The sequence below is a fragment of the Polaromonas sp. P1_G1 genome (genome assembly GCF_056405595.1).
In genome coordinates this window covers 14,029-36,956 of sequence record NZ_JBFUBU010000044.1, presented here as the reverse complement: position 1 = coordinate 36,956, position 22,928 = coordinate 14,029, and the positions used below count along the sequence as shown (strand labels likewise).

General features: G+C 64.5%; 29 protein-coding genes. 20 read left to right on the top strand and 9 right to left on the bottom strand.

The features are described from left to right. Nucleotides 1–2: 2 nt before the first annotated feature. Together mnmC and AC1D1Y_RS20430 are read right to left on the bottom strand one after the other, a co-directional pair. Complete coding sequence (gene mnmC, locus AC1D1Y_RS20435) at nt 3–1,892, bottom strand: bifunctional tRNA (5-methylaminomethyl-2-thiouridine)(34)-methyltransferase MnmC2/FAD-dependent 5-carboxymethylaminomethyl-2-thiouridine(34) oxidoreductase MnmC1 (protein WP_477683951.1); 1,890 nt, start codon at nt 1,890–1,892, stop codon at nt 3–5. A gap of 9 nt (nt 1,893–1,901) precedes the next feature. Beyond that, complete coding sequence (locus AC1D1Y_RS20430; RefSeq protein ID WP_411883929.1) at nt 1,902–2,180, bottom strand: oxidative damage protection protein; 279 nt, start codon at nt 2,178–2,180, stop codon at nt 1,902–1,904. A gap of 157 nt (nt 2,181–2,337) precedes the next feature. On the opposite strand from AC1D1Y_RS20430, the gene AC1D1Y_RS20425 reads away from it, so the two are divergent. From AC1D1Y_RS20425 to AC1D1Y_RS20390, 8 genes are all read left to right on the top strand, one after another. After that, nucleotides 2,338–3,387: a sulfate ABC transporter substrate-binding protein gene (locus AC1D1Y_RS20425; RefSeq protein ID WP_477683950.1), complete on the top strand. Its 1,050-nt coding sequence runs from the start codon at nt 2,338–2,340 to the stop codon at nt 3,385–3,387. A gap of 143 nt (nt 3,388–3,530) precedes the next feature. After that, nucleotides 3,531–4,130 carry an NADPH-dependent FMN reductase gene (gene ssuE / locus AC1D1Y_RS20420; protein ID WP_477683949.1) on the top strand — a complete coding sequence of 200 codons (600 nt, stop codon included), beginning with the start codon at nt 3,531–3,533 and terminating at the stop codon, nt 4,128–4,130. Between the two features lie 150 nt (nt 4,131–4,280). Further along, entirely contained in the window at nt 4,281–5,327 is a 1,047-nt protein-coding gene (locus AC1D1Y_RS20415; protein ID WP_477683948.1) for a sulfonate ABC transporter substrate-binding protein, read from the top strand. A 17-nt stretch (nt 5,328–5,344) separates the two neighbouring features. Beyond that, nucleotides 5,345–6,355 (top strand): sulfonate ABC transporter substrate-binding protein, encoded by a 1,011-nt coding sequence (locus tag AC1D1Y_RS20410; RefSeq protein WP_477683947.1) that lies wholly within the window; start codon nt 5,345–5,347, stop codon nt 6,353–6,355. A 35-nt stretch (nt 6,356–6,390) separates the two neighbouring features. Then, nucleotides 6,391–7,554: an FMNH2-dependent alkanesulfonate monooxygenase gene (ssuD, locus tag AC1D1Y_RS20405; protein WP_477683946.1), complete on the top strand. Its 1,164-nt coding sequence runs from the start codon at nt 6,391–6,393 to the stop codon at nt 7,552–7,554. Between the two features lie 15 nt (nt 7,555–7,569). Continuing rightward, nucleotides 7,570–8,466, top strand: coding sequence for an aliphatic sulfonate ABC transporter permease SsuC (gene ssuC / locus AC1D1Y_RS20400; protein ID WP_477683945.1), 897 nt, complete (start codon nt 7,570–7,572; stop codon nt 8,464–8,466). Between the two features lie 18 nt (nt 8,467–8,484). Continuing rightward, complete coding sequence (locus tag AC1D1Y_RS20395) at nt 8,485–9,387, top strand: ATP-binding cassette domain-containing protein (protein ID WP_477683944.1); 903 nt, start codon at nt 8,485–8,487, stop codon at nt 9,385–9,387. Nucleotides 9,388–9,436: 49 nt separating this feature from the next. Beyond that, nucleotides 9,437–9,652 carry a TOBE domain-containing protein gene (locus AC1D1Y_RS20390; RefSeq protein WP_007869745.1) on the top strand — a complete coding sequence of 72 codons (216 nt, stop codon included), beginning with the start codon at nt 9,437–9,439 and terminating at the stop codon, nt 9,650–9,652. 69 nt (nt 9,653–9,721) lie between these two features. Here AC1D1Y_RS20390 and AC1D1Y_RS20385 read toward each other — a convergent pair whose 3' ends face one another. After that, nucleotides 9,722–10,798, bottom strand: coding sequence for an alkene reductase (locus tag AC1D1Y_RS20385; RefSeq protein ID WP_477683943.1), 1,077 nt, complete (start codon nt 10,796–10,798; stop codon nt 9,722–9,724). Nucleotides 10,799–10,888: 90 nt separating this feature from the next. Further along, entirely contained in the window at nt 10,889–11,689 is an 801-nt protein-coding gene (locus AC1D1Y_RS20380; RefSeq protein WP_477683942.1) for an SDR family NAD(P)-dependent oxidoreductase, read from the bottom strand. A 68-nt stretch (nt 11,690–11,757) separates the two neighbouring features. On the opposite strand from AC1D1Y_RS20380, the gene AC1D1Y_RS20375 reads away from it, so the two are divergent. Beyond that, on the top strand, nt 11,758–12,327 hold the full coding sequence (locus tag AC1D1Y_RS20375; RefSeq protein WP_477683941.1) for a MarR family winged helix-turn-helix transcriptional regulator: 570 nt from the start codon (nt 11,758–11,760) through the stop codon (nt 12,325–12,327). A gap of 75 nt (nt 12,328–12,402) precedes the next feature. Here the strand turns inward: AC1D1Y_RS20375 and AC1D1Y_RS20370 are convergent, their stop codons facing one another. From AC1D1Y_RS20370 to AC1D1Y_RS20360, 3 genes are read right to left on the bottom strand one after another with little or no spacing between them, the layout of a single operon-like run. Then, nucleotides 12,403–13,425 (bottom strand): tripartite tricarboxylate transporter substrate binding protein, encoded by a 1,023-nt coding sequence (locus tag AC1D1Y_RS20370; RefSeq protein ID WP_477683940.1) that lies wholly within the window; start codon nt 13,423–13,425, stop codon nt 12,403–12,405. 40 nt (nt 13,426–13,465) lie between these two features. Then, nucleotides 13,466–14,674, bottom strand: a complete 1,209-nt coding sequence (locus AC1D1Y_RS20365; RefSeq protein WP_477683939.1) for a CaiB/BaiF CoA transferase family protein — start codon at nt 14,672–14,674, stop codon at nt 13,466–13,468. Nucleotides 14,675–14,727: 53 nt separating this feature from the next. Then, the gene (locus AC1D1Y_RS20360; protein WP_477683938.1) at nt 14,728–15,684 is read right to left on the bottom strand and encodes a hydroxymethylglutaryl-CoA lyase; all 957 of its coding nucleotides are present in this window, start codon (nt 15,682–15,684) and stop codon (nt 14,728–14,730) included. A gap of 165 nt (nt 15,685–15,849) precedes the next feature. Between AC1D1Y_RS20360 and AC1D1Y_RS20355 the strand changes: the two genes are divergently transcribed. From AC1D1Y_RS20355 to AC1D1Y_RS20340, 4 genes are all read left to right on the top strand, one after another. Continuing rightward, the gene (locus AC1D1Y_RS20355) at nt 15,850–16,752 is read left to right on the top strand and encodes a LysR family transcriptional regulator (protein ID WP_477683937.1); all 903 of its coding nucleotides are present in this window, start codon (nt 15,850–15,852) and stop codon (nt 16,750–16,752) included. A gap of 229 nt (nt 16,753–16,981) precedes the next feature. Next, complete coding sequence (locus AC1D1Y_RS20350; RefSeq protein ID WP_477683936.1) at nt 16,982–17,347, top strand: hypothetical protein; 366 nt, start codon at nt 16,982–16,984, stop codon at nt 17,345–17,347. Further along, nucleotides 17,334–17,582 (top strand): hypothetical protein, encoded by a 249-nt coding sequence (locus AC1D1Y_RS20345; protein ID WP_074574576.1) that lies wholly within the window; start codon nt 17,334–17,336, stop codon nt 17,580–17,582. Before AC1D1Y_RS20350 ends, AC1D1Y_RS20345 begins: the two co-directional genes overlap by 14 nt. Nucleotides 17,583–17,699: 117 nt before the next feature. After that, nucleotides 17,700–18,257 carry a DsbA family protein gene (locus tag AC1D1Y_RS20340; RefSeq protein ID WP_477683935.1) on the top strand — a complete coding sequence of 186 codons (558 nt, stop codon included), beginning with the start codon at nt 17,700–17,702 and terminating at the stop codon, nt 18,255–18,257. A 3-nt stretch (nt 18,258–18,260) separates the two neighbouring features. On the opposite strand, the gene AC1D1Y_RS20335 is transcribed toward AC1D1Y_RS20340, so the two are convergent. After that, nucleotides 18,261–18,782, bottom strand: a complete 522-nt coding sequence (locus tag AC1D1Y_RS20335; RefSeq protein WP_477683934.1) for an N-acetyltransferase family protein — start codon at nt 18,780–18,782, stop codon at nt 18,261–18,263. A gap of 95 nt (nt 18,783–18,877) precedes the next feature. Between AC1D1Y_RS20335 and AC1D1Y_RS20330 the strand changes: the two genes are divergently transcribed. Further along, nucleotides 18,878–19,438: a helix-turn-helix domain-containing protein gene (locus AC1D1Y_RS20330; RefSeq protein WP_477683933.1), complete on the top strand. Its 561-nt coding sequence runs from the start codon at nt 18,878–18,880 to the stop codon at nt 19,436–19,438. On the opposite strand, the gene AC1D1Y_RS20325 is transcribed toward AC1D1Y_RS20330, so the two are convergent. After that, entirely contained in the window at nt 19,435–19,959 is a 525-nt protein-coding gene (locus tag AC1D1Y_RS20325; RefSeq protein WP_477683932.1) for a hypothetical protein, read from the bottom strand. The genes AC1D1Y_RS20330 and AC1D1Y_RS20325 overlap by 4 nt on opposite strands. Before the next feature lie 194 nt (nt 19,960–20,153). Here AC1D1Y_RS20325 and AC1D1Y_RS20320 point away from each other — a divergent pair, with 194 nt between their 5' ends. Genes AC1D1Y_RS20320 through AC1D1Y_RS20295 form a run of 6 tightly spaced genes read left to right on the top strand, consistent with a single transcriptional unit; the run spans nt 20,154 to nt 22,920 of the window. After that, complete coding sequence (locus AC1D1Y_RS20320) at nt 20,154–20,477, top strand: DUF6172 family protein (protein WP_477683931.1); 324 nt, start codon at nt 20,154–20,156, stop codon at nt 20,475–20,477. Between the two features lie 2 nt (nt 20,478–20,479). Next, entirely contained in the window at nt 20,480–20,983 is a 504-nt protein-coding gene (locus tag AC1D1Y_RS20315; RefSeq protein ID WP_477683930.1) for a hypothetical protein, read from the top strand. 59 nt (nt 20,984–21,042) lie between these two features. Then, the gene (locus tag AC1D1Y_RS20310) at nt 21,043–21,519 is read left to right on the top strand and encodes a DUF4262 domain-containing protein (RefSeq protein WP_477683929.1); all 477 of its coding nucleotides are present in this window, start codon (nt 21,043–21,045) and stop codon (nt 21,517–21,519) included. A 4-nt stretch (nt 21,520–21,523) separates the two neighbouring features. Further along, nucleotides 21,524–21,706, top strand: coding sequence for a type II toxin-antitoxin system PemK/MazF family toxin (locus tag AC1D1Y_RS20305; RefSeq protein ID WP_477683928.1), 183 nt, complete (start codon nt 21,524–21,526; stop codon nt 21,704–21,706). Nucleotides 21,707–21,715: 9 nt separating this feature from the next. Beyond that, nucleotides 21,716–22,441, top strand: a complete 726-nt coding sequence (locus AC1D1Y_RS20300; RefSeq protein ID WP_477683927.1) for a hypothetical protein — start codon at nt 21,716–21,718, stop codon at nt 22,439–22,441. Next, nucleotides 22,438–22,920 carry a hypothetical protein gene (locus AC1D1Y_RS20295; RefSeq protein ID WP_477683926.1) on the top strand — a complete coding sequence of 161 codons (483 nt, stop codon included), beginning with the start codon at nt 22,438–22,440 and terminating at the stop codon, nt 22,918–22,920. Before AC1D1Y_RS20300 ends, AC1D1Y_RS20295 begins: the two co-directional genes overlap by 4 nt. Nucleotides 22,921–22,928: the final 8 nt, after the last annotated feature.

Genomic DNA, 22,928 nt, shown 5'->3' with positions numbered 1-22,928 from the left:
CATTAACCGGCTGGCACGCGCTGCGGCGCCAGCGCATCGGCCAGCCGCTGCTCCAGCGGCAAAGGCTCCGCATGCAGCTTCGCGACCAGCACTTCCCCGCACAGCGCGGCAAACGTCAGCCCGCGCGATCCCATGCCGCTGCAGACCCACAAGCCCGGCGCCAGTGGCCCCAGCGCGGGCAGGCGGCTGGGCGTGGCACAGCGCACACCGGCCCAGCTCTTGACCTGTCCCGCCCCAAACTGCGGGGCCAGCGCGTGGGCCGCTTGCGGCAGCAGGGCCTGTAGCCGGCTGAAGTTGTGCTGGTCGTCCTCCGGCCGCGTCTCGGGCCTGGCGTTATCGCGTTCAAAACTGGAGCCCATGACCCAGGCCAGGCCGCCGGCTTCACCTGGCAGGGATACGGCGGGCGCCAGGCTGCCGTGGCCGTTCACCGGAAAGGCGGGCAGGGCGCCGGCCGCGCCGGGCTCGTGACGGCCCCAGCTGACCTGGCCCCGTATGGCTTGCAATGCGAGCTCGCTGGCCTCCTCATCCGCGCCGGCGGCCAGGGCCCGGCTCGCAAACCCGGCCGCCAGCACGACCAGCTCGGCGCGGGCCAGTTCCCGTCCCTGCGCATCCAGAACTTGCCATTGGCCTGCGGCGTGGCTCAGGCGGGTCACCCGCGAGCGGCCCTGCGATTGCACGCCTGGGACGGCCAGCCAGGCGTCGACCAGGGCGGCCGGCCGCACCCAGCCGGCCCGCGCATGCCACAGCGCGGGTGCGTCTGCCGGGAGGCCGCATTGGGCCAGCTGCGCCGCGTCGGCCGGGTGTGACCAATCGCCGGCGGCATCGGCCCACTCCGCTTGCCAGGCCTCGGGCCGCTTGCGCGGGTGCTCCACTTCGTGCTCGAGCACGCCGCTACGGCCCCAGTCGCCGGCCGGCAGCACGGCTTCCGCTTGCTGCAGTGTGGCGCGTATGCCGTGGCGCGACAGGCGTGAGAGCGGGTTGTCATCGGGCGAGACATGCGGCGCCAGCAGCCCGGCGGGCAGGCCGGATGCACCGGCGGCCGGTTCTTCGGCCGCATCGAGCACCAGCACCTGCCAGCCCCGGCGCGCCAGGCTGGCCGCCACGGCCGCGCCGGCCAGGCCCGCGCCTATCACCACGCAGCTTGAGGGCGCGCGCCGCTGGGGAGAGGGCTGCGCTTTTTTAGGTTCCCAGGCCGGGTTGAACTCTCCCTGCAAGTTGTCGCGCTTGGGCGGTATGCCGGGCACCTTTCGGACCACAAAACCGCATTGCGCCAGTGCGTCGCGCACGCTGCGCGCAATCGTCCAGGTGGCGATGCGCGTGCCGCGCCGGCAGCAACGCGCCACGGCCTTGAAGGTGTGCAGGTCCCAGATGTCGGGATTGCGCTGCGGGCTGAAGCCGTCCAGGTAGACCGAATCGGCCTCGAACGACTGTTCGCGCAGCATGGCCTTGGCGTCACCTATGCATAGCGTCAGCAAGACCCGGCCGCCTTCAAACACCAGGCGATGAAAACCCGGCAGCAGGCCCCAGAGCTGGGCCCGCAGCTGTTCGGCGAAGGGAATCAGCTCAGGATGCGTCTGCGCGCTGCGCAGCACGTCGGCGGCGCTGGCCGGGAAGGCCTCGGTCGAGACGAAATGCAGCAGCAGCGGGCGATTTGGGTCGGCCTTCCAGGCGGCCCAGGTGACTAGGAAGTTCAGGCCCAGGCCGAAGCCGGTTTCCAGCACCGTCCATTGCGGCTGGCCGTCCCAGGCTTCAGGCAGGCCGCAGCCTTTGAGAAAGACCTCGCGGGCCTGGTCCAGCCCGCCCAGTTCGCTGCGGTAGCGGTCGCCGAAGCGCGGGCTGAAGGGGCTGCCGCCGGCCGTGCCATCGTCCAGCCACTCAATGCGCTCAGGCATGCCGCCGCATCAAGGGGTGGGGGTAGGCGGGACGTAGCCTTGCACTGCATCGGCGCCGTCGCCAAAAAAGTGTTTCTCCATCTGACGTGCCAGGTACTGGCGGGCCCGGGCGTCGGCCAGGTTCAGGCGGTTTTCATTGACCAGCATGGTTTGCTGCTTCATCCATTCCGCCCAGGCTTCCTTGCTGACTTCTTCCCAGAGGCGTTTGCCCAAGGGACCGGGGTAGGGGGGAAAGTCCAGGCCTTCGGCTTCTTTACCGAGCTTGATGCATTTGACGAGGCGTGCCATGGCGAGAGTTCTTTCGTGTATCGGGGGGATTTAAGAGGAGTCTAAGGATGTTTACAGAATAAAGAACTGAGTTTTTATTCGTTCCGGTTTTCAAGTGCTGCTTCCAGAATCCATTTTGTTCGCATTTACCTGCATTTTTCTGGAAAAGAGAGCAACCATGACTTCACGCCGCAACTTTATCAATGTTTCCACCCGAACCGCCGCCGCGCTTGGTTTGGGTTTGACGCTGGCAGGGTCACTGCTGACGGCCCAGGCCCAGCAGCCAGCCAAGCCGCCCGTCACGCTGCTCAACGTTTCTTACGACCCGACCCGCGAGCTTTACGTCGAATACAACGCCGCTTTCAGCAAATACTGGAAGGCCAAGACTGGCCAGGACGTGACCATCAAGCAGTCGCACGGCGGCTCCGGCAAGCAGGCGCGCTCCATCATTGACGGCCTGGACGCCGACGTCGCCACGCTGGCCCTGGCCGGCGACACCGACGCATTGGTCAAAAACGGCGGCTGGCTGTCGGCCGACTGGCAAAAGAAGCTGCCGCACAATTCCTCGCCCTACACCTCCACCATCGTGCTGGCCGTGCGCCAGGGCAATCCCAAGGGCATCAAGGACTGGGACGACCTGGTCAAGCCCGGCATCAACGTGATCACGCCCAACCCCAAGACATCGGGCGGCGCCCGCTGGAACTACCTGGCCGCCTGGGAATTCGCCAAGCGCAAATACGGCAGCGACGCCAAGGCCAAGGAGTTTGTCGCCAAGCTCTACGGCAACGTCTCGGTGCTCGACACCGGCGCCCGCGGCTCCACCATCACCTTCGCCCAGCGCGCCCAGGGCGACGTGCTGATCGCCTGGGAAAACGAGGCGTATTTGCTTGAGAAAGAGTTCGGCGCCAAGTTCGACGTGGTCGCGCCCTCGCTGAGCATCCTGGCCGAACCCGCCGTCGCCGTGGTCGATAAGAACGTGGACAAAAAAGGCACGCGCGCCGTCGCCGAGGAATACCTCAAGTACCTGTATTCCGAGGAAGGCCAGGACATCGCCGGCAAGAACTTCTACCGCCCGGCCGTCTCGCAAAAAGCCATTGCCAAGTACGCCAAGCAGTTCCCCAGGCTGAACCTGTTCACCATCGACCAGGCCTTTGGCGGCTGGACCAAGGCCGACAAGGAGCACTTTGCCGACGGCGGCTCCTTCGACCAGATCTATACCAAGAAATAAGCTCCCCCCGAAGCGGCCTCTGGCCGCCTCCCCCCAGGGGGCGCCCGCTGCGGCCCGGCTAAGCCGGTTCCGCGCCGGCACTGGAATTTAAGAACTGTCACATCGCGCCTGATCACACGGGCACTTCAGGGAAAACTCAAACAATGTCAGCGCAACAATCCGTTTTATTGATTGCCGGCAGCCCATCCGAGCAGTCGCGCTCGTCCGCGCTGCTCGACTCGGTCAGCCACCGCCTGGCCCTGCGCGGCGGCCTGGTGGTCGAGCGCCTCAACATCCGCGAACTGCCGGCCCAGGCGCTGCTGCTGGCCGAATGGGGTCACCCGGCCATCGTCAAGGCGATTGAGCAGATCGCCAGGGCGCGCGCCGTCGTGGTAGCCACGCCGGTCTACAAGGCGGCTTACAGCGGCCTGCTCAAGGTGCTGCTTGATTTGCTGCCGCAGACCGCGCTGAAAGAAAAAACCGTGCTGCCGCTGGCCACCGGCGGCAGCCCGCACCACATGCTGGCGCTGGACTACGCCCTGCGCCCGGTGCTGCAGGCGCTGGCGGCCCGCCACATCCTGCCCGGCGTTTACGCCACCGATTCACAAGTGCCGCAGTCGGCCGACAAGCGCTACGAGGTCGGCCCCGACATCGCCGTGCGGCTGGACGACGCGGTGCTGACCCTGCTGGCCGAAAGCTTTCGCCAGCCGGCCACGGCCGGTTTTGAGCCGGTGCACTTTTCCCGGGTGCGATGTAGCGTCTGATGCCGCACCGGGGCTTGCGGGCTGATGGATAGCCTGCAGCCCCGAATCCCAAGACGCAGATTTTTAAACCGCCTCGCAGGCGGCCGGGGAGAGGCTTTGCCTGCCGCCCCCGCGCACCCGGAAAAAGACACCCTTGAAAAGGACATGAACATGAGCATTACTTCCGACTACGCATCGAACATTGAGCCCAGTGTTTCACCCGGCATTCCGGATCAACGAACGCCCAAGGCACGCAGCTGGCTCGACTTCGGCCTGACTCTGTTGCTGGCTGCGCTGCTCGCGGGTGTCATCACCTTGCTGAGCCTGCCCGTGGCCCATGCGCAAGAGAAGATTGAACTGCGCATCGGCTACCAGAAGGCCGCCAGCCTGTTTGTGCTGCAAAAAGCCCAGGGCACACTCGAAAAACGCTTGCTGCCGCTGAACGCCAGCGTGAAGTGGGTGGAGTTCCCGGCCGGCCCGCAGCTGCTCGAAGGCCTGAACCTCGGCTCGGTCGACGTCGGTTATGTGGGCGAAGCGCCGCCCATCTTCGCCCAGGCCGCCGGCGCCAAATTCGCCTACATAGGCTACGACCCGGCCGCGCCCGAGGCCGAAGCCATCCTGGTGCCGAAAGACTCCGCCATCAAATCGGTAGCCGAACTCAAGGGCAAAAAAGTCGCCCTCAACAAGGGCAGCAACGTCCACTACCTGCTGGTCAAGCTGCTCGAGAAAAACCAGCTCAAGCTCAGCGACGTCCAGCCCGTCTACCTGCCGCCCGCCGATGCGCGCGCCGCCTTTGAAAGCAAAAGCGTCGACGCCTGGGTGATCTGGGACCCCTTCACTGCCGCCGCTGAAAAAGCCATAGGCGCGCGTGTGCTGGCCGATGGCAAAGGCGTGGTCAACAACTACCAGTACTACCTGGCCGAACGCAACTTCGTCGCCAAAAACCCCAAGGTCATCCAGGCCCTGTTTGACGACTCGGTGGAGCGCGGCGCCTGGCTCAAGGCCAACCTCAAAAAGGCGGCCGAGCTGATCGCGCCGCTGCAGGGCCTGCCGGTCGACGTGGTCGAGCTCAGCCTCAAGCGCTATGAGTTCAAGGTCCAACCGGTGCCCGCCAGTGTGATCGCCGACCAGCAAAAACTCGCCGACACCTTCTTCGAACTCAAGCTGATCCCCAAGGCCATCGCCGTCAGCGACGCCGCCTACAAACCGGCTCCCTGAAACCAGGACACCGCAGCATGAACACCTCCACACCACTCCAACTGCGCCGCCGCTTTCTGCAGATCGTCGCCACCACCGCCTCGCTGTGGGGCCTGGGCTTTCCGCGCGCCAACGCGCAGTCCGTCGCCAAGGCCGAAAAAGCCCCCGAGCAACTGCGCATCGGCTACCAGAAGTCCGCCGTCAACCTGGTCATCCTCAAGCAGAAAAGCGTGCTCGAAAAGCGCTTTCCCACGACCAAAATCACCTGGGCTGAATTCCCCGCCGGGCCGCAACTGCTCGAAGCACTGTCGGTCGGCAGCCTGGAGTTCGGCCTGACCGGCGATTCCCCGCCCGTGTTCGCGCAGGCCGCCGGCAAGGACCTGGTCTACGTCGGTGTCGAGCCGCCCAAGCCCGACAGCTCGGCCATCCTGGTGCTCGGCGATTCACCCATCCGCAGCCTGGCCGGCCTCAAGGGCAAAAAGATCGCGCTGCAAAAAGGCTCGAGCGCGCATTACCTGCTGGTGCGCGCCGTCGACAAGGCCGGCCTCAAGTGGGAGGACATCCAGCCCATCTACCTGGCGCCCGCCGACGCGCGTGCCGCTTTCGAGCGCAAGAGCGTGGACGCCTGGGCCATCTGGGACCCGTTCTACGCCGCGATCGAACTCGCCATCAAGCCGCGCGTGCTGGCCACCGGGCGCGAGCTGTCGAGCAACAACTCCTTCTACCTGGCCTCGCGCCCCTTCGTCACCCAGCATGCGCAGACGCTGTCCGCCTTGTTCGAAGAGCTGAGCCGCGCCGACGCGCTGGTGCAAAGCGACCGCAAGGAGGCCATCAAGCTGGTGTCCGAGTTCAGCGGGCTGGACGCCGGCGTGGTGAGCCTGTTCATCCAGCGCCGCCCGGTGTCGCCCGTGGGACCGCTCAACGCCACGGCGATTGCCGACCAGCAACGCGTGGCCGATGCCTTTTTTCGCCTGGGCCTGATCCCGCGGCCCGTGAAAGTGGCCGACATCGTCTGGCGGCCTGAAGCCACGCAGGTTGCGCGTAAATAAGCCCTACACAAGACGCAAGACACAAGGAGTTTTCCATGCAGGTTTTCTGGTTCATTCCCACCCATGGCGACAGCCGCTACCTGGGCACCGGCGAAGGCGCGCGCGAGGTCAGCCACGACTACCTCAAACAGGTCGCCACCGCCGCCGACACCCTGGGCTATGAAGGCGTGCTGATTCCCACCGGCCGCTCCTGCGAAGACCCCTGGGTGGTGGCTTCCAGCCTGCTGCCCGTCACCAAAAACCTCAAGTTCCTGGTGGCGGTGCGGCCCGGCCTGCACCAGCCCAGCCTGGCCGCGCGCATGGCCGCCACCTTTGACCGGCTTTCGGGCGGGCGCCTCTTGATCAACCTCGTCACCGGCGGCGACCAGGCCGAGCTGGAGGGCGACGGCGTCTACCTGGACCACGCCCAGCGCTATGAACAGTCAGCCGAATTCATCCGCATCTGGCGCGAGATCCTGGCGCGCAGCCATGCCGGCGAAAGTTATGACTTCCAGGGCGAACACCTGAGCGTCAAAGGCGCGAAGCTGCTGTACCCGCCGCTGCAAAAACCGCATCCTCCGGTGTACTTCGGCGGATCCTCGGCCCCGGCCCATGAGTTGGCCGCCGAGCAGGTCGACACCTACCTGACCTGGGGCGAGCCGCCCGCCGAGGTCTCCAAAAAAATCGCCGACGTGAAGGCGAGGGCGGCCAGGCACGGCCGCACCGTCAAGTTCGGCATACGCCTGCACGTCATCGTGCGCGAGACCGACGATGAAGCCTGGCGCGCCGCCGAAAGCCTGATCAGCAAACTCGACGATGACACCGTGGGCCGTGCGCAGGCAGCATTCTCTCGCATGGATTCCGAAGGCCAGCGCCGCATGGCCGCCTTGCATGCGGGCGGCGGCAAGCGCACGCGCGCGGAGCTTGAAATCAGCCCCAACCTCTGGGCCGGCGTGGGCCTGGTGCGCGGCGGCGCCGGCACCGCGCTTGTCGGAGATGCCAAAACCGTGGCCGCGCGCATCGAGGAATATGCGGCCCTGGGCCTGGACACCTTTGTGTTCTCGGGCTATCCGCACCTCGAGGAGGCTTACCGCTTTGCCGAGCTGGTCTTCCCGCTGCTGCCGCGCAAACTGCGCCAGAAGCTGCCGGGCCGCGTGCTCAACGGCCCCTTCGGCGAAGTCGTGGCCAATGACTACCTGCCGCGCGTCTCGCAAAGCTGAACCCGGAGCCCCGCCATGACAGATTCCCTTCGTGAACTCCAGGTAACCCCGGTGCCCGACACCGTGGACGCCCCCGGCCTGGGCTTTTTGCCGCTGGGCTCGGGTTTTGTATTGCCGCGCCTTCAACTTGCCGCCGTGCTGCGCGACCTCGGCCAGCGCCTGCTGCCCTGGGTGGTACCGGTCGGGCTGGTGGCACTGTGGCAGATTGCTTCCTCGCTGGGCTGGTTGTCGACCCGTGTGCTGCCGGCGCCGTCAGAGGTGCTCAAGGCCGCCTGGACGCTGTCGGCCTCGGGCGAGCTGTGGACGCATGTGAAGGTCAGCGCGGGCAGGGCGCTCGCGGGCCTGGCCATAGGCGGCGGGCTGGGGCTGGCCTTCGGCCTGCTGACCGGGTCGGTGAAGTTTTTTGAAACCCTGCTCGACTCGACCATCCAGATGGTGCGCAACATCCCTGCGCTGGCGCTGATCCCGCTGGTGATCCTGTGGTTCGGCATCGACGAAACCGCCAAGCTCTTCCTGATCGCGGTCTCGGTGTTCTTCCCGATCTACATCAACACCTTCCACGGCATCCGCAATGTGGACCCGGGGCTCATCGAGATGGGCCGAACTTACGGCCTCACACGGTGGCAGCTGTACCGCGAGGTCATCTTGCCGGGCGCGCTCTCGTCCATCCTCGTGGGCCTGCGTTTTTCACTGGGCCTGATGTGGGTGATCCTGATCGTGGCCGAAACCATCTCGGCGCAGGCCGGCATCGGCTACCTGACCATGAACGCCCGCGAGTTCCTGCAGACCGACATCGTGCTGGTCGGCATCCTGCTCTATGCCTTGCTGGGCAAGCTGGCCGACGTCTTCGCYCGCGGGCTGGAGCGCTACTGGCTGCGCTGGCACCCCGGCTACCAATCGGTTGCAGCCTGAACCGACTGAGGAAACACCATGCTGCATCCCCAAGTCTCTTTTGAATCTTCCCAGGCCTACCTCGCAGCGGAATCCGGGCGCACCGCCACCGCGCCTGACACGCTACCGCCGCAAGCCGGGCCTTTGCCGCAAGACCGCGGCGTGCGCCTTGAAATACGCGGCCTGTCCAAACGCTACGGCAAGCGCCAGGTACTGCAGCACACCGAACTCGTGATCGAGCCCGGCGAATTCGTCGCCATCGTGGGCCGCAGCGGCTGCGGCAAATCGACCTTGCTGCGCCTGGTGGCCGGGCTGGAGGCCGCCACGCAAGGCAGCATCCGGCTGGACGGCCAGGACGTGACCGGCCTGCGCGAAGACACGCGCATCATGTTCCAGGATTCGCGCCTGCTGCCCTGGCGCCGCGTGATCGACAACGTGGCGCTGGGTTTGCCGACCGGCGGCCATGCGGCCGCGGCCGACGTGCTGGCCCAGGTGGGCCTGGGCGACCGCCAGCCCGACTGGCCGGCGCGTCTCTCGGGTGGACAGCGCCAGCGCGTGTCGCTGGCCCGGGCTCTGGTGCACAACCCGCGCCTGCTGCTGCTTGACGAACCGCTGGGTGCGCTGGATGCGCTGACCCGCATCGAAATGCACCAGCTCATCGAAGGCCTGTGGCAGCGCAACGGTTTCACCGCCTTGCTGGTCACGCACGATGTGCAGGAAGCCGTGGCGCTGGCCGATCGCGTGATCCTGATCGAGGACGGCCGCATCGCGCTCGACGAACGGGTGCGCATCGCCAGGCCGCGCGAGCGCAGCGATCCGCAGTTCGGCCAGATCGAAAAGAGGATCCTGGACCGTGTGCTGCAGCAGCCCGGCGAGGCGATTTCCCCGAGCGAGCCGCTGTGGCCCAACACGCCGGTGCACGGCGTGCGCTGGGCGGTCTGAGTTTTTTACCCCTTCAACGATTTTTCAACCCAGTTCCAGGAGAACCTTTATGTCCATCCAAGCCATCAACGTCCGCAACCAGTTCCGCGGCAAGGTCAAGGAAATCATCCGCGGCGACGTCGTGTCCGAAATCGACGTCGAAACGCCCTGGGGCATCGTGACCTCGGTGATCACCACGCGCTCGGTCGACCAGCTGGAGCTGGCCGTCGGCAGCGAAGTCGTGGCGCTCGTCAAGTCGACCGAGGTGTCCATCGCCAAGCTTTAGACAATCCGCGCAGGCATGCGGGAGGCAAGGCCTCCCTGCCTGGCGGTGCTGACTGGGGATGTCTGATGCTCAAGCCGCGAGCGTCGGATAGTCCGTGTAGCCCTTTGCACCGGGTGTGTAGAACGTGTCCGGGGCAGGTGCGTTCAAGGGCGCGTCCTGGCGCCAGCGCTCGACCAGGTCAGGGTTGGCGATGAAAGGCCTGCCTATGGCGATCAGGTCCGCACGGCCGTCGCTCAGTGCCTGTTGTGCGCTGGCTTTGTTCTGTCCGCCGGCAAGGATAAAGGGGCCGTCGAACGCAGTTCTCAAGTCGGCCTTCAGCTTTGCCGGGACAGGCGGGGCGCCCATGGCCGAATGGTCCAGGACATGAACGTACATGAGGCCGAGTCCGGAGAGTTTCTTCACCAGCGCCAGGTACTGTTCGTCCACGCCTTCGAATGTGCCGGTGCTATTGACCACGCCGTAAGGCGACAGGCGGATGCCGACTCGTTCGGCGCCGATCTCCTTCACGGCAGAACGGGCGACCTCCAGCACCAGCCGGTTGCGCCCTTCGGCTGTGCCGCCGTAGCCATCGGTGCGGCGATTGACGTTGGCGTTCAGGAATTGCTCAAGCAAGTAACCGTTGGCCGCGTGCAACTCAATGCCGTCAAAGCCGGCCTGGATGGCAAGGCGCGCGGCCGTGGTGTATTCGCCGATCACGGCCTGGATGTCGGCCTCGGTCATGGCGCGCGGCGGCGAGTGCGGCTGGCTGCCTTGCGTATCGGTCCACATCTCGCCAGGGCAGGTCTCGGGTGAAGGCCCGAGCACTTCGGCGCCGGCCGGCAGGTTGGCCTGGTGGGTTACGCGGCCGGTATGCATCAGCTGCACGACGATCTTGCCGCCCTTGGCATGGACGGCGTCGGTCACCAGCCTCCAGCCTTGTACCTGGGCGTCGTTGAAGAGGCCAGGGATGCGGGCGTAGCCCAAGCCGTTGGGTGAGGGTGAAGTTCCTTCCGTGATGATGAGGCCGGCGCTTGCACGCTGGGCGTAGTAGGTGGCCATCAGGCTGTTGGGCGTGTTGTTGTCGACCGCGCGGCTGCGCGTAAGCGGTGACATCACGGCACGGTTCTTGAGCGGGATCGCGCGCAGGGGGAATGCATCGAAAAGCATGGACTGTCCTTGGGGAAGCGGGAAAAGAGAGAAGAGAGAAGGGGGAGAGAAGGAAGAGAAAAGGGAGCAGCAACGTTCAGTTCACTGGACTCACGCAATCTTGTAGCGGGGAGCCGGCGTTCCAACCTGGGTATTCGCAAACAGTTCGGATCGGGCTGCGTCGTACTTTTCCCACAGGCTTGCATCGGCGACTGAGGGCCATGTGATCGTTTCGCCCTGGTCCAGGCCCGCGAGCGCCGCATCGACCATGTGCTCGGTCGTCATCAAGGCCTCCTTATTCAGGGCCGCCAGCGGGACGCCCGACAGGTCCCAGATCTCGGTGGCTGTCGATGCGGGAAGCACCACCTGGACCTTCACCCCGGTGCCGGCCAGTTCTTCCTGCAGGCCCCGGCTGTATTGCAGTACGAAGGCCTTGGTGCCGCTGTAGACGGCGCTGATGGGCAGGGAATGGATAGCCAGGACGGAGGCGATATTGATGATCACGCCCTGGTTTCTGCCGATGAATGCGGGCACCACAGCCTGGGTCAGGCGCGTCAACGCGGTGATGTTGAGCGCAATCTGCGACAGCGCGTCGTCCGCGGACCTCTGGGCAAGCGGCCCCAGCCGCGCAATGCCGGCGTTGTTGACCAGGACGCGCACATCGGCACGGGTGGACAGGATCGTCTCGATCCGTGCCAGATCCTCGTCTTTGGCCAGGTCGGCCACGATCGGCTCGGCCTTGATACCGTGCGCCTTTGAGACCCGTGCGCAGAGCGCTTCCAGGCGGTCAGCGCGCCGGGCGACGAGGATAAGATCGTATCCACGCGCGGCGAGGCGGTCCGCATAGACGGCTCCGATGCCGGAGGAAGCCCCTGTGACAAGAGCGACTTTCTGAGAACTGGGGTTTGTCATCGATAGTTTTCCAATAAAATTGAGCACTCAACTAAAAAGGTTGAGGGCTCAAATGTATGATCGATTGCATGAAATCAGTCGATGGTGCAGTACTCAACCATTTTTCTAGTATGGGAATTACCACAAACCTTGTTGATATGAAAAGCAGCCCGGATAGGTCCGCCGCAGATGAGTGGGACATCCTGGGCGGACGGGCCTGCACGGTCACGCCGCTGCGGCTCGCGACTCGCAGACTTGAGCAGCTGTATGACGAAGCGCTGGCACCGTTGGGCCTCAAAGCCACGCAACTTGCGCTCATCGCCGGAATACACAGGCTCACGGGCGCCGATCAACTAGGACCGACGCTACAGGATCTGGCAGCCCTGCTTGCCATTCAACTTTCCGCGCTTACCCATGCGCTAAGGCCTCTGGTGCGCGACGGAATTGTGGAGTTGCGTCAGGACGCCCAAGACCGCCGGACCAAACACAGCGTTCTCACCTCGCTTGGCAAGGCCAGGCTTTCAGAAGGCGTAGTGCACTGGGCAGCAGTCAACGACCAGGTGGAGCTTGTTTTGGGTGCTGCCTCGGCGGCGAACTTGAGGGCGCTGGCCGATCAGGTGGCTTCCGACGCGTTTCTGCTTGCCTACAAGCAGCTATAAAAAGATAGCAACTACAAGCTTGCTCCGCCAAGTTGGCGTTGCAAAAAGAGGTGGGAAGGCAGCTGCGCGCAGGCCTTACTGCAGTTCGACGCCGGCCTTTTTCACCAGCTGCGCATACTTCACCAGCTCGCTGCGAAAGTACTGCGCGGCGGCTTCCGGGCTGCCGGGGTTGATGGTGTTGCCCTGCTTGAGCATGGCTTCCTTCACCTCGGGCGTGGCATAGGCCGCTGCCACCGCGGCCTGGATGCGCTTGACATCGGCCGCGGGCAGTTTTGCCGGGCCTATCACCGCGAACCAGCCTTCCATGTTGTAGTTGGGCACGCCCTGCTCCGCAATGGTCGGGATCTCGGGTGCCGCTGCCGAGCGGGCGCTGCCGCCGACACCGATGGCGCGCAGGGCACCGCTTTTCAGGTGCGCCTGCACGGCGGGGAGCGCCAGCACGCCCATGTCCACCTGCCCGCCTATCATGTCGGCCACCATGGGGCCCACGCCCTTGTAGGGAATGTGTTTGGCCTTGACCTGCGCTTCGTCGAGAAACATCTGCGCGGCCAGGTGCAGGATGGTGCCGTTGCCGGACGAGGCGTAGTTGTACGCATCGGGTTTGGCCTTGAGCAGCGCGACCAGTTCCTTCACATTGACGGCCGGCAGCTTGCTGGGGTTGACCACCAGCACCATGGGCGTGCTGCCGATCACGGTGATCGGCGTGATGTCGTTGATCGGGTCAAACGGCAGCGACTTGTAGACGCTCGGGTAGATCACGTGGTTGTTCGACACCACGCTCAGCGTCATGCCGTCGGGCGCCGATTTGACCAGCGCCGAGGTGCCGACGATGCCGCCCGCGCCGGGCTGGTTTTCGATCACGACCGGGTGGCCCAGCGTCTTGCCCAGGGCAACACTTGCCGCGCGGACGATGGTGTCCACGCCCGAGCCCGCACCCACCGGCAGGATAAAGCGCACTGCGCGTTCCGTCGCCTGGGCCAGCAGGCGGCGCGGCGCCCAGACCAGGCCGCCGCCCAGCAGCAGCGCGCCCAGGCCTTGCAACGTGCGGCGGCGGTGAAGCTTGTGRGGGGCGATGAGGCTCTTTGTTGTGGGGTTCATGCTTGTCTCCTTTTATCGTGAGTCGTGGGAAGCGAAAATCCTATGACACCGCGGCCTCTCGGTGCAGGCGTTCAATGTCTGCCGCGCCGTAGCCCAGGCCGGCGAGCAGTTCGCTGGTGTGTTCTCCCAGCGTCGGCGGGTTCAGCCGCACCTTCAGCCGCTGGCCGTCCATGGTGAAGGGCAGCAGCGTGGTCTTGGCCGTCTGGCCGGCGCGCTCGCCGTCGGGCAGCGTGATGTCGGCCAGGCCGCCGGTGGCCAGCAGGTGTTCGTCGTCGTACAGCTCCTCGGGCCGGCGTATCGGCGCGAAAGGCAGGCCGGCCGCTTCAAACAGCGCCACCAGCTCTTCGGCGCTGCGCAGCGCCAGGCGTTCGCGCAGCAGCGGCATCAAGGTGGTGCGCTGGGTGACGCGCTGGTTGTTGCTTGTGTAGCGCGTGTCGGCCTTGAGGTCGGCAAAGCCCAGTGCGTCGCAGAACGTGGCCCATTGCGCGTCGCTGACGGCCGCCAGGAAGATCTGCTCGCCGTCCTTCACGCTGAACACGTCGTATACGCCCCAGGCCGAGATGCGGTCCGGCATGGGCGCGGCCGGTTGTCCCGTGATGGCGTACTGCAGCATGTGCTGGCCGACCAGGAAGACGTTGTTCTCGAACAGCGCCGACTGCACCTCCATGCCCTTGCCGCTGATGCCGCGCTGGATCAGCGCGCCCAGCACGCCGACGGCGCCGAACATGCCGCCCATGATGTCGTTGACGCTGCTGCCGGCGCGCAGCGGGTCGCCGGGCCGGCCCGTCATATAGGCCAGGCCGCCCATCATCTGCACGACTTCGTCGAGCGCGGTGCGGTGGTCGTAGGGGCCGGGCAGAAAGCCCTTGTGGCTGGCGTAGATCAGGCGCGGGTTGGCGGCGCTCAGTGCGGCGTAGTCCAGGCCGTACTTGGCCATGGTGCCGGGCTTGAAGTTTTCGGCCACCACGTCGGCGCTGGCGCACAGCTTGCGCGCCACCTCGGCGCCGGCCGCATCGCGCAGGTCAATCCCGATGCTCTTCTTGTTGCGGTTGAACAGCGGAAAAAAGCCCGAGCCCGCGCCCAGCAGGTGGCGCGTGCGGTCGCCGTCGATGGGCTCGACCTTGATGACCTCGGCGCCCATGTCGGCCAGCAGCATGCCGCAGGTCGGGCCCATGACCATGTGGGTGAACTCCACGACGCGCAGGCCGGCCAGCGGCTGGGGTGGGGTGGAGGAAGCGGTGTGTTGCATGCGGTGTTCAGGTAAGGAAAGCAAGGCGCTGGCCGGGTGGGCAAGCGATGAGTTTAGGCCGTTGCCGAAGCCCTTTCAGCCGGCCGCATGGTTTTGGGCAGGCCCGCGCGCCACAGCGTGCCGTGCAGGCTCTCGCCTTCCAGCCAGCCCGCGACCTGGCCGCGCAAGGCCATCAGCTTGTCGAAGTCAATCCCGGTTTTAATGCCCATGCTCGCAAACATGTACGCCAGGTCTTCGCTGGCCACGTTGCCGCTGGCGCCGGGCGCGTGCGGGCAGCCGCCTATGCCGGCCAGGCAGGCGTCAAAGCGCGTGATACCGGTTTGCAGGGCCGCATACACATTGGCGATGCCCATGCCGCGCGTGTCGTGAAAGTGGCCGCAGTTGAGCCGATCGCCGGCGATGGGAAAGGCCTGCTCAAACAGCGCGCGAACCATTTCCGGGTCGGCGTAGCCCACGGTGTCGGCCAGGCCCACGCAGTCGGCGCCGGCGTCCAGCACCGCTTGCAGCAGCCGCAGCACCTCGGCAGGCTCGACGCGGCCTTGCAGCGTGCAGCCGAAAGCGGTGCTGAAGCCCACTTCGATGCGGATGGCGCTGCCCGAGGCATCGCGCAAGTCGCGTATGCGGGCGATCTCCGCAACCACCTCATCGGGCGTCTTGCGCAGGTTGGCCAGGCTGTGGGCATGGCTGGCCGAGATCGGCAGCAGCATCAGCTGCGCGCCGGATTCGATGGCGCGCTCGGCGCCCTTGAGGTTGGGCACCAGCACAGAGGCCGTGAGGCCGGGCAGCGTTTTCGCAAAAGCCACCAGTTCGGCGGTGTCGGCCAGTTGCGGCAGCAGCCGCGCGGGCACAAAAGAGCCGACCTCGATTTCGCGCTGGCCGGCGTCATAGGCTTGCTGGATCCACTGCAGTTTGTGGGCGGTGGGCATGACGGCGGCAATGCTTTGCAGGCCGTCGCGCAGGCCGACTTCGCGGATGCTGACGCGCTGGGGCAGGGTGGGTGCGGTATTCACGGGGGCTTGTCTCCGAAGAATGCAGGGGTTCTGCAGGGGTTCTGGCTCGGTGCCTCAGTTTAGAATTTCCCGAAACGTTTGGTTTGGCATTTTTGGAATGAATGGTGTTCCTGTTGGGAATATCTGGCCACCACAAACACCACAAACATCTTCAGGAGACAAGGCATGAGAGATCTCGACATGACCACCCTGCGCCTCTTTGCCGCCGTCTGCGACGCCCGCAGCATCGCCCGCGCGGCCGAGCAGGCCAACATCGTCGGCTCGGCCATCAGCAAGCGGCTGGCCCAGCTTGAAGACACGGTCGGCACGCCGCTGCTGCTGCGCCGCCGCCACGGCGTGGAGCCCACACCCGCCGGCGAGAGCCTGCTGGAGCACGCACGCGCCATTCTCGCCAGCGCCGACCAGATCGAGCGCGACATGGGTGCTTATGCGCTGGGCGTGCGCGGCCAAGTGCGCATCCTGGCCACGGCGTCCGTCATGGCCGAATCGCTGGCCGACGACGTGGCGGCTTTTTTGCAGGTCCAGGCGCACCACGACATCCGCGTCACCATGGAAGAGCGCGTCAGCCCTGAGGTGATTCGCGGCATCAAGGAGGGCGTGGCTTCGGTCGGCATCTGCTGGGACGCGGCCGACCTGTCGGGCCTGCAATCCTGCGGTTACCGCCATGACCACCTCGGCATCGTGCTGCACCCCTCGCACCCGCTGGCCGGCCACGAGAGTTTGAGCTTCGAGCAGACGCTGGACCACGAGCACGTGAGCCTGCCGGCGCACAGCGCGGTGCAGGTGCTGCTGCAGCGCGCGGCAGCGCTCAAGGGCAAGGCCGTCGTGCATCGCGTCATCGTCTCCAACTTCGAGGCGGCGCTGCGCGTGGTGCGCGCCAACCTGGCCATCAGCGTGGTGCCGCGCGAGGTCGCCGAGCCCTATGCCCGCACCTACGGCCTGCGCGTGCTGCCGCTGACCGATGCCTGGGCCAGGCGCCGTTTCGCCATCTGCTTTCGCGACGAGGCGGGCCTGTCGGCCGCGGCCAGGCTGCTGGTCAGGCACCTGGCGGATACCTCGGCGGCCTGAGCGGCGCAGGCCCTTAAAACCCCCTCTCGAGGGCGGTGAAAGCAGTCGCCGTCCTTTTGCGTTAAAATAAGCCTCCAACCCACGGCAGACAAGCGCCACCAGCTATAGAAAATATAGCGTGCAGGGCTGATCCAGGCTAGGCCCAAACGGGTCCGGCAGCCGCCGCAAGGCCGGCGTCCTGGCCGGCCACGGCGCTTGATTTTGGGGAAGGAAGCCCCAAATTCACTGCATGAACGCCACCCATTCCCATCCCCACAAGACCGACCTCACGGTCACCCACGTGCTGGCCGAGTTGCTCGAGCGCCTGGAGCATAGCGCGGTGCCTGTAGGCGCCGAGCAATACCGCTCCGTCGTGCTGCACCTCGTCAACGAACTGGGCGACGTGGAGCCGGGTACGGCGCTGGGCGCGCTGCTGGACACCCATCCGGCCGCCGCCGAGCTGTATGAAAACGTGAACTACCAGTACGCGGGCCTGTGCCGGTCCGCGCTGGATGCCTCGCTCGCCGCCGAGCAGCAGGCCAAAGCGGCCATCGACAAGGCCATGAACCGTCCAAACCCCCAACCGAAGGAAGATCCACACCATGGCAAGAGCTGACGCCAAAACCGCTGTCCTCGCAGACGGCCTGCGCTACAAGTCCAAGGTCTCGGGCTCCCCGTTCGCCGCCACCACCTCGTTCGGCGCGGCCACCATGTCGTGCTTTATGTGCGGCAAGCACCGCGCCCGTTCCCTGATGGGCACGCGCAAGGTGCTGGGCAAGTCCCAGGCCGTGTGCTCGCCCTCCTGCAAGGCGCTCGACGAAGCCCTCGAAAACGCGGCCAACCAGGGCTGACCTACACAGACTGTTTCACCGCTTCCTGCCTTTGGCCGGCGTGGCGCCTTGATCACGCCGCGGCCCGGGGCCATACTGTGCCAATACTCCCTTGAACAGTTGAAGAAAGGTGATTCCATGGCCTCCCTGCCCACGCCGGACCCGGTGCTTGAACCCGACGACGCCATAGACCACATCCGCGGACGCGCGTCCGCCCCGGTCACCCTGGTCGAATACGGCGACTTTGAGTGCCCCTCCTGCTTCCAGGCCCACTCGGCCCTCAAGGTCATGCTGCCGCACTTCGGCCAGCAACTGCGTTTTGTCTTCCGGCACTTTCCACTGCGCGAGGTGCACCCGCATGCCGAGCTCGCCGCCGAAGCGGCCGAGGCCGCCGGCGCCCAGGGCAAGTTCTGGCCCATGCACGAGCTGCTGTTCACCCACCAGCAGCACCTCAAGGACAAAAACCTGCTCGACTACGCCACCCAGGTCGGCCTCGACATGGCGCGCTACCAGAACGAGATGAGCGACCACGTCTACCTGCAGCGCGTGCAGGAGCACATGCAAACCGGCCGCCACCTGGGCGTGCGCTCAACGCCCGCGTTTTACGTCAACGGCGTGTTTTGCGACGTGTCTTTCGGGCTTCAACACTTGCATGAAGCGATTGACAAAGCCCTGGCCCAGTCCGCCCAGGCTTAGCGCTTAGCCGTCGACCGGCTGCAGCGGCGTCTTCAAGGTCTTCTGCAGGAAGGCCAAATCCAGCCAGCGGCCGAATTTAAAAGCTGCCTGCCTGATCGTGCCGCAGTGCTCAAAGCCCAGCCGCTTGTGCAACTCGATGCTCGCGGCGTTGTCCAGGTCTATCGCGCCCACCAGGATGTGCATGCCTTGCTCTTCCGCCTTGGCGACGATAGCCTCCAGCAGCCTGCGCCCCAGCCCTTGGCCGCGGCAGCTTTTTTCGACATAGACGGAATGCTCGACCGTGTACTTGTAGGCCGGGAACGCGCGGAAGGTCCCATAGCTCGCAAAGCCCAGCAGCTTACCGCCGTCGTCTTCCAGCCCTATTACCGGAAAGCCATTCGCGCGCTTGGCCGCAAACCAGGCCGCCATGCTTTCGGGCGCGCGCGGCTTGTAGTCGTACAGCGCCGTGGAGTTCACGATGGCCTCGTTGAAGATGGCCAGGATCTGGCCGGCATGGCGCTCTTCGGTGCACAGGACGGGATGCATGGGACGCTCCTTTCGAAAGAGGGGATCAGGATTTGTCTACTATAAGAGATTATTTGTCCTTTATGATAGACGAATGCTTTTACCCAAGGAACGCCATGACGATTGACGCCCTGATCGCCTCCCGGCTGCTGGCCCTGCGCCAAGCCCAAGGCCTGAGCCTGGCCGAACTGGCCGAGGTCTCGGGCGTCAGCAAGGCCATGATCTCCAAGGTCGAGCGCGCCGAAAGCAGCCCCACCGCCATGATCCTGGGCCGCCTCGCCGCCGGCTTGGGCGTGCCGCTCGCGCAGCTGCTCACCGAAGAAGACAAGGAAGCCGGCCGACGCCTGCGCAAAAAAGCCGATCAGGAAACCTGGCGCGACCCCGAGGCCGGCTACCTGCGCCGCCAGGTCGCCGAGCGCGGCACCGGGGAGGGCACCGAGATGGTCGAGGTCGAACTGCCGCGTTCCACCCGCGTCGCCTACCCGAGGTGGACAGGCCAGCCTTACCGCCAGCGCCTCTGGCTGGTCGAAGGCGGGCTGCGCATCGACTACGGCGACGAGGTCTTTGAGCTCGAGCCCGGCGACTGCCTGGATTTCGGCGTGGACCGCCCGCTGGTGTTTAAAACTTTGGGGCGCAGCGGCTGCCGCTATTTGCTGGTCATCAGCCCCGGCGCTTAAACGGCGGCAGAGCCCGGCAGTGAAACCGCCTGCGCCGCGTTCCGTGCCCGTATGCGCCGCACCTGTAGCGCCCCGCCAATGATGTACAGCAGCAACAGCACGCCCGTCGCCGCCTTGAGCTCAGGCGCCTCGGGGCTGGCCAGCAGCGGCGCGCCCAGCGGCAGGCGCGTCGAGGTCTCGGTGATCGCCGGGATCATGTGGAACAAAAAAGTGATCGAATAACCGAGCGTCTCCACATAGGCCGACGCACGGCCCAGCACCTTGGTGGTGCCCGCCACCCAGGCAATGCCCAGCACCAGCAAAGTGATGATGCCCAGCGCATGCGGCTTGCCGAAGCCGCCGTGCTGGAAGATGCCGAAGCCCGTGAGGCAGGTCAGCACCGTGGTCCAGATATACACCTTGCCCAGCGTGGACGCGGCGATGATTTCCTTGTCGCGAAAAAAGGCGATCAGCGCGGCCGCGACGGCCACCAGGCTGATGGCGGTGTGGATCACACCAAGGTAGGTCAAACCATAGATCATCGGAATCTCCTGGTGCCCGGCAAGGCCAGGCAGTGGGTTGAACAAGCAGGCCTTTGCAGCAAGCAAACGCCATGCCGCGCAGATTGTGGCCCGCGGCACTGCTTTTGCCTACGGTTTTGCGGGCCATGTGGCTACGGCCCGATAATCGGTAGCAAGCGTGGCCACAACAGGCCGTGCACTGACACCAAAGTACTATGAAAAAAACTTTCCAATTGAAGGTCGAAGGCAAGAACCGCGAGCGCCTGCTCGAAGCCGCCAAACACGACATCCGCAAATACCTCAAACGCGAACGCGCCAAGGCCTTGCCCAAGGGCATCGATTTCTGGGACTTCGATTGCAAGTCGGGCTATAGCGAAGCCTCGGCGGCCGTGGTCTCCGTGGCCGACCTGATCAAGTCGATTGACGAGATCGTCAAGGACGGCGGCGAGCAGTTTTATGTGGAGGTGCTGGCCAAGGGCGGGGTCAAAGTCCCGCGGGCGCGCAACGAGGGTGATGACGATTTCGCCGACGTCGAATAAGCATGCGCAGGCTCTTTGCGCTCCTGCTGATGGTCGCATGCGCTACGTCGGCGAATGCGGATCCGAATCTTGTCGGCCAGTGGAAGTCTGACTCCGAGATCAGCATGCGCTTCAATAACGAGCGCGCAAAGCTGGAGAGCAAAACGGCCTTGTTTCTCTCCCAGCTGATGGGTCATCTCACCCTGACCTTTACGGCGGATGCCGTGACGTCCGAGCTGCCGGATCTGGAGACGCGGACGCAGGAGGGCCGAAAGAGGCCATTCACAGGTTTTCGCGAAACCCATCCCTATCGTGTCCTGGGCGTTGCTTCGGATTCGGTTGCCATCAAAACCGTTGCGCCAGTGACCGGCAGGGACGCCATCGTTGTCTATAACTTCATAAGCCCAGACATGCTGTGGGTGTACGCAGGGGGCGAAGACAACTCGCAGAGTCTTCATCTGCGTGAATACTTTGTACGGGTCAAGAATGCACCCAAACCCGATGCGCCTAAAAGCGCTCAGCCCTAGAGACATCAATCCCGAGGGGATGACACCCGAACTCTCACAACATTCAGGGCTCCCTACCAATGCCCAAAACGACCGCTACAGACGCAGGTGAACAGAAGCTGCTCGACGACATTCGCAAGTTCGGATGGCATTGCGTGCATGTCCTTGGGGAAGACCAATACGAACCGTTCAGCTATACCGTTGGTTTATTCCAAACATACGGTCATCCTGAACTGCTGATCTACGGCTTGCCAACAGAGGTTGCCCACGCCGTCCTCACTATCGTGGCCGATGCTGCTGCAAGTGAGACGGCCATGAACCTGAACGAACCAACGGACGCGCTGCTTGAAGGCTATTCATGCGTCTTTGTGCCGGTACCGCTTGCTGAGTATCCGGAGCATGTCGGTTTCGCCCGCTGGTATTACGACGGAGACAGTTTCCCGGTCGAGCAGATTGTGTGGCCTTCCCTCGAAGGTTTCTTTCCGTGGCACCCGGAAGCCTCGCTTGAATTTCGTGCCAAGCAACCCGTTCTTGGCCAGTACGAAAGAGGCTCCTGAGCACATGGACAGAGACCCACAAGCCCCTTTAGGCCCTTACCCCGACACCTTCAAGCAAGGCGACATCTTCTGGATTGAAGCAGATCCCTCACGCGGCTCCATCCCAGGCTCCCCGCATCCCCACGTCATCGTGCAGGACGACCCTTTAACTCTAGCCGCCCGCCGCAAACTTTTCGCGGCGCACTGAATCCTTCCTATGCCCAGCCACATCATCCAGCGCCCCGCGACGGAAGCCGAGCAAGCCTTCCTGCGGGAGACGTATGCAAAGGCCCCCACCACAGCACGCCGAAGGAAACTGGGTATTGAGAATGCATTGGTGATGTGGGCCTCGAGCTTGTTAGCCATTGTTGTCATCTGGTTAGGCATCGCCTGGCTTGCACGCAAACTGTTCGATGTTGATTTCGGCCTCCGCAGTTCCGCCGCAGTCTGGATTTGGGGAGCCGCGATACTGCTCACAGCGATCTTTGCGATCATCTCCAGCGTTCGATGGATTTTGGATTGGAAGGACCATCGCCCCCTGCTGCAAGCCGATATCGATGCGGCGCAGGTTGCCGAGGAGCACTACCTATTCACTGCGGCAAAGCGCTTCCAGGAGTCCGAGTACGGTGGGTTCATCTATTTTTTGCGCACCGCGGACTACAAGGTTTTCACACTCTTTGACCACGAGAGCCAGGACTTGGGGGCTCAGGGTGGCGATCCTCTGAAGAGCAGTTTTGTGCCAAGGTCCTCATTGATCATGGTGAAGGCCCCCAGGTCAGACTGGGTCATCAGCAAGAGTTTTTCAGGTGAAGTGCTGGAGGCCGGCAACCCAATAGAACTTGTTTTGAGTCCGAAGGAGTGGCCGGAGTCCGAGCGCTATTGCGATATTCCCTGGGCTGAGCTGGAGGCAAGGGCAGGGGCGCGTGAAGGGAGCGTTGTATGAGCCTGTCGAAGTACTTCGAAATAGATGACGGATCGCTGCCTGAAATAGAAGTGACGTTCAGCGACCCGTCACAGATGCCTTTGGCCCTTAAGCATCTCTACAACCGCGGTGCGCAGAACGCCACGGCTGATGGTGGACATCTCTGGCTCAAGGAGTCGCAAACCGAAGCGCCGTTTTCCGGCCCGGAAAGTGCATCCCTCGTTGCCTCTGGAGCGGCAGAGGCCTTCCACGTCGTGCTGAGCGGCATCGCCGGCTCTGACCGAACAATCCCGGATCTGGGAGTCTTCGTGTTCCCGGACACTCTTGCATTCGACTACCGTATGGGCCCCGATTGGGGACCGCAGGAAACCCAGTCCTTGCTTGCGCTGCTGCGGCAACTCCGCGAGTTTGGTGGGGTCGTTTCTGTTTCGTGGTGGGGCGCCGACGGTGAGCGTGATTTCCGCGAAGCACTGGCCGCCGATGCAAACACTCCGGGATGAGAAACTAG

Coding starts and splice junctions, on each gene's coding strand:
- mnmC (WP_477683951.1), bottom strand. CDS start 1,892: ATGCCTGAGCGCATTGAGTGGCTGGACGATGGCACGGCCGGCGGCAGC.
- AC1D1Y_RS20430 (WP_411883929.1), bottom strand. CDS start 2,180: ATGGCACGCCTCGTCAAATGCATCAAGCTCGGTAAAGAAGCCGAAGGC.
- AC1D1Y_RS20425 (WP_477683950.1), top strand. CDS start 2,338: ATGACTTCACGCCGCAACTTTATCAATGTTTCCACCCGAACCGCCGCC.
- ssuE (WP_477683949.1), top strand. CDS start 3,531: ATGTCAGCGCAACAATCCGTTTTATTGATTGCCGGCAGCCCATCCGAG.
- AC1D1Y_RS20415 (WP_477683948.1), top strand. CDS start 4,281: ATGAGCATTACTTCCGACTACGCATCGAACATTGAGCCCAGTGTTTCA.
- AC1D1Y_RS20410 (WP_477683947.1), top strand. CDS start 5,345: ATGAACACCTCCACACCACTCCAACTGCGCCGCCGCTTTCTGCAGATC.
- ssuD (WP_477683946.1), top strand. CDS start 6,391: ATGCAGGTTTTCTGGTTCATTCCCACCCATGGCGACAGCCGCTACCTG.
- AC1D1Y_RS20395 (WP_477683944.1), top strand. CDS start 8,485: ATGCTGCATCCCCAAGTCTCTTTTGAATCTTCCCAGGCCTACCTCGCA.
- AC1D1Y_RS20390 (WP_007869745.1), top strand. CDS start 9,437: ATGTCCATCCAAGCCATCAACGTCCGCAACCAGTTCCGCGGCAAGGTC.
- AC1D1Y_RS20385 (WP_477683943.1), bottom strand. CDS start 10,798: ATGCTTTTCGATGCATTCCCCCTGCGCGCGATCCCGCTCAAGAACCGT.
- AC1D1Y_RS20380 (WP_477683942.1), bottom strand. CDS start 11,689: ATGACAAACCCCAGTTCTCAGAAAGTCGCTCTTGTCACAGGGGCTTCC.
- AC1D1Y_RS20375 (WP_477683941.1), top strand. CDS start 11,758: ATGAAATCAGTCGATGGTGCAGTACTCAACCATTTTTCTAGTATGGGA.
- AC1D1Y_RS20365 (WP_477683939.1), bottom strand. CDS start 14,674: ATGCAACACACCGCTTCCTCCACCCCACCCCAGCCGCTGGCCGGCCTG.
- AC1D1Y_RS20355 (WP_477683937.1), top strand. CDS start 15,850: ATGAGAGATCTCGACATGACCACCCTGCGCCTCTTTGCCGCCGTCTGC.
- AC1D1Y_RS20350 (WP_477683936.1), top strand. CDS start 16,982: ATGAACGCCACCCATTCCCATCCCCACAAGACCGACCTCACGGTCACC.
- AC1D1Y_RS20345 (WP_074574576.1), top strand. CDS start 17,334: ATGGCAAGAGCTGACGCCAAAACCGCTGTCCTCGCAGACGGCCTGCGC.
- AC1D1Y_RS20340 (WP_477683935.1), top strand. CDS start 17,700: ATGGCCTCCCTGCCCACGCCGGACCCGGTGCTTGAACCCGACGACGCC.
- AC1D1Y_RS20335 (WP_477683934.1), bottom strand. CDS start 18,782: ATGCATCCCGTCCTGTGCACCGAAGAGCGCCATGCCGGCCAGATCCTG.
- AC1D1Y_RS20330 (WP_477683933.1), top strand. CDS start 18,878: ATGACGATTGACGCCCTGATCGCCTCCCGGCTGCTGGCCCTGCGCCAA.
- AC1D1Y_RS20325 (WP_477683932.1), bottom strand. CDS start 19,959: ATGATCTATGGTTTGACCTACCTTGGTGTGATCCACACCGCCATCAGC.
- AC1D1Y_RS20320 (WP_477683931.1), top strand. CDS start 20,154: ATGAAAAAAACTTTCCAATTGAAGGTCGAAGGCAAGAACCGCGAGCGC.
- AC1D1Y_RS20315 (WP_477683930.1), top strand. CDS start 20,480: ATGCGCAGGCTCTTTGCGCTCCTGCTGATGGTCGCATGCGCTACGTCG.
- AC1D1Y_RS20310 (WP_477683929.1), top strand. CDS start 21,043: ATGCCCAAAACGACCGCTACAGACGCAGGTGAACAGAAGCTGCTCGAC.
- AC1D1Y_RS20305 (WP_477683928.1), top strand. CDS start 21,524: ATGGACAGAGACCCACAAGCCCCTTTAGGCCCTTACCCCGACACCTTC.
- AC1D1Y_RS20300 (WP_477683927.1), top strand. CDS start 21,716: ATGCCCAGCCACATCATCCAGCGCCCCGCGACGGAAGCCGAGCAAGCC.
- AC1D1Y_RS20295 (WP_477683926.1), top strand. CDS start 22,438: ATGAGCCTGTCGAAGTACTTCGAAATAGATGACGGATCGCTGCCTGAA.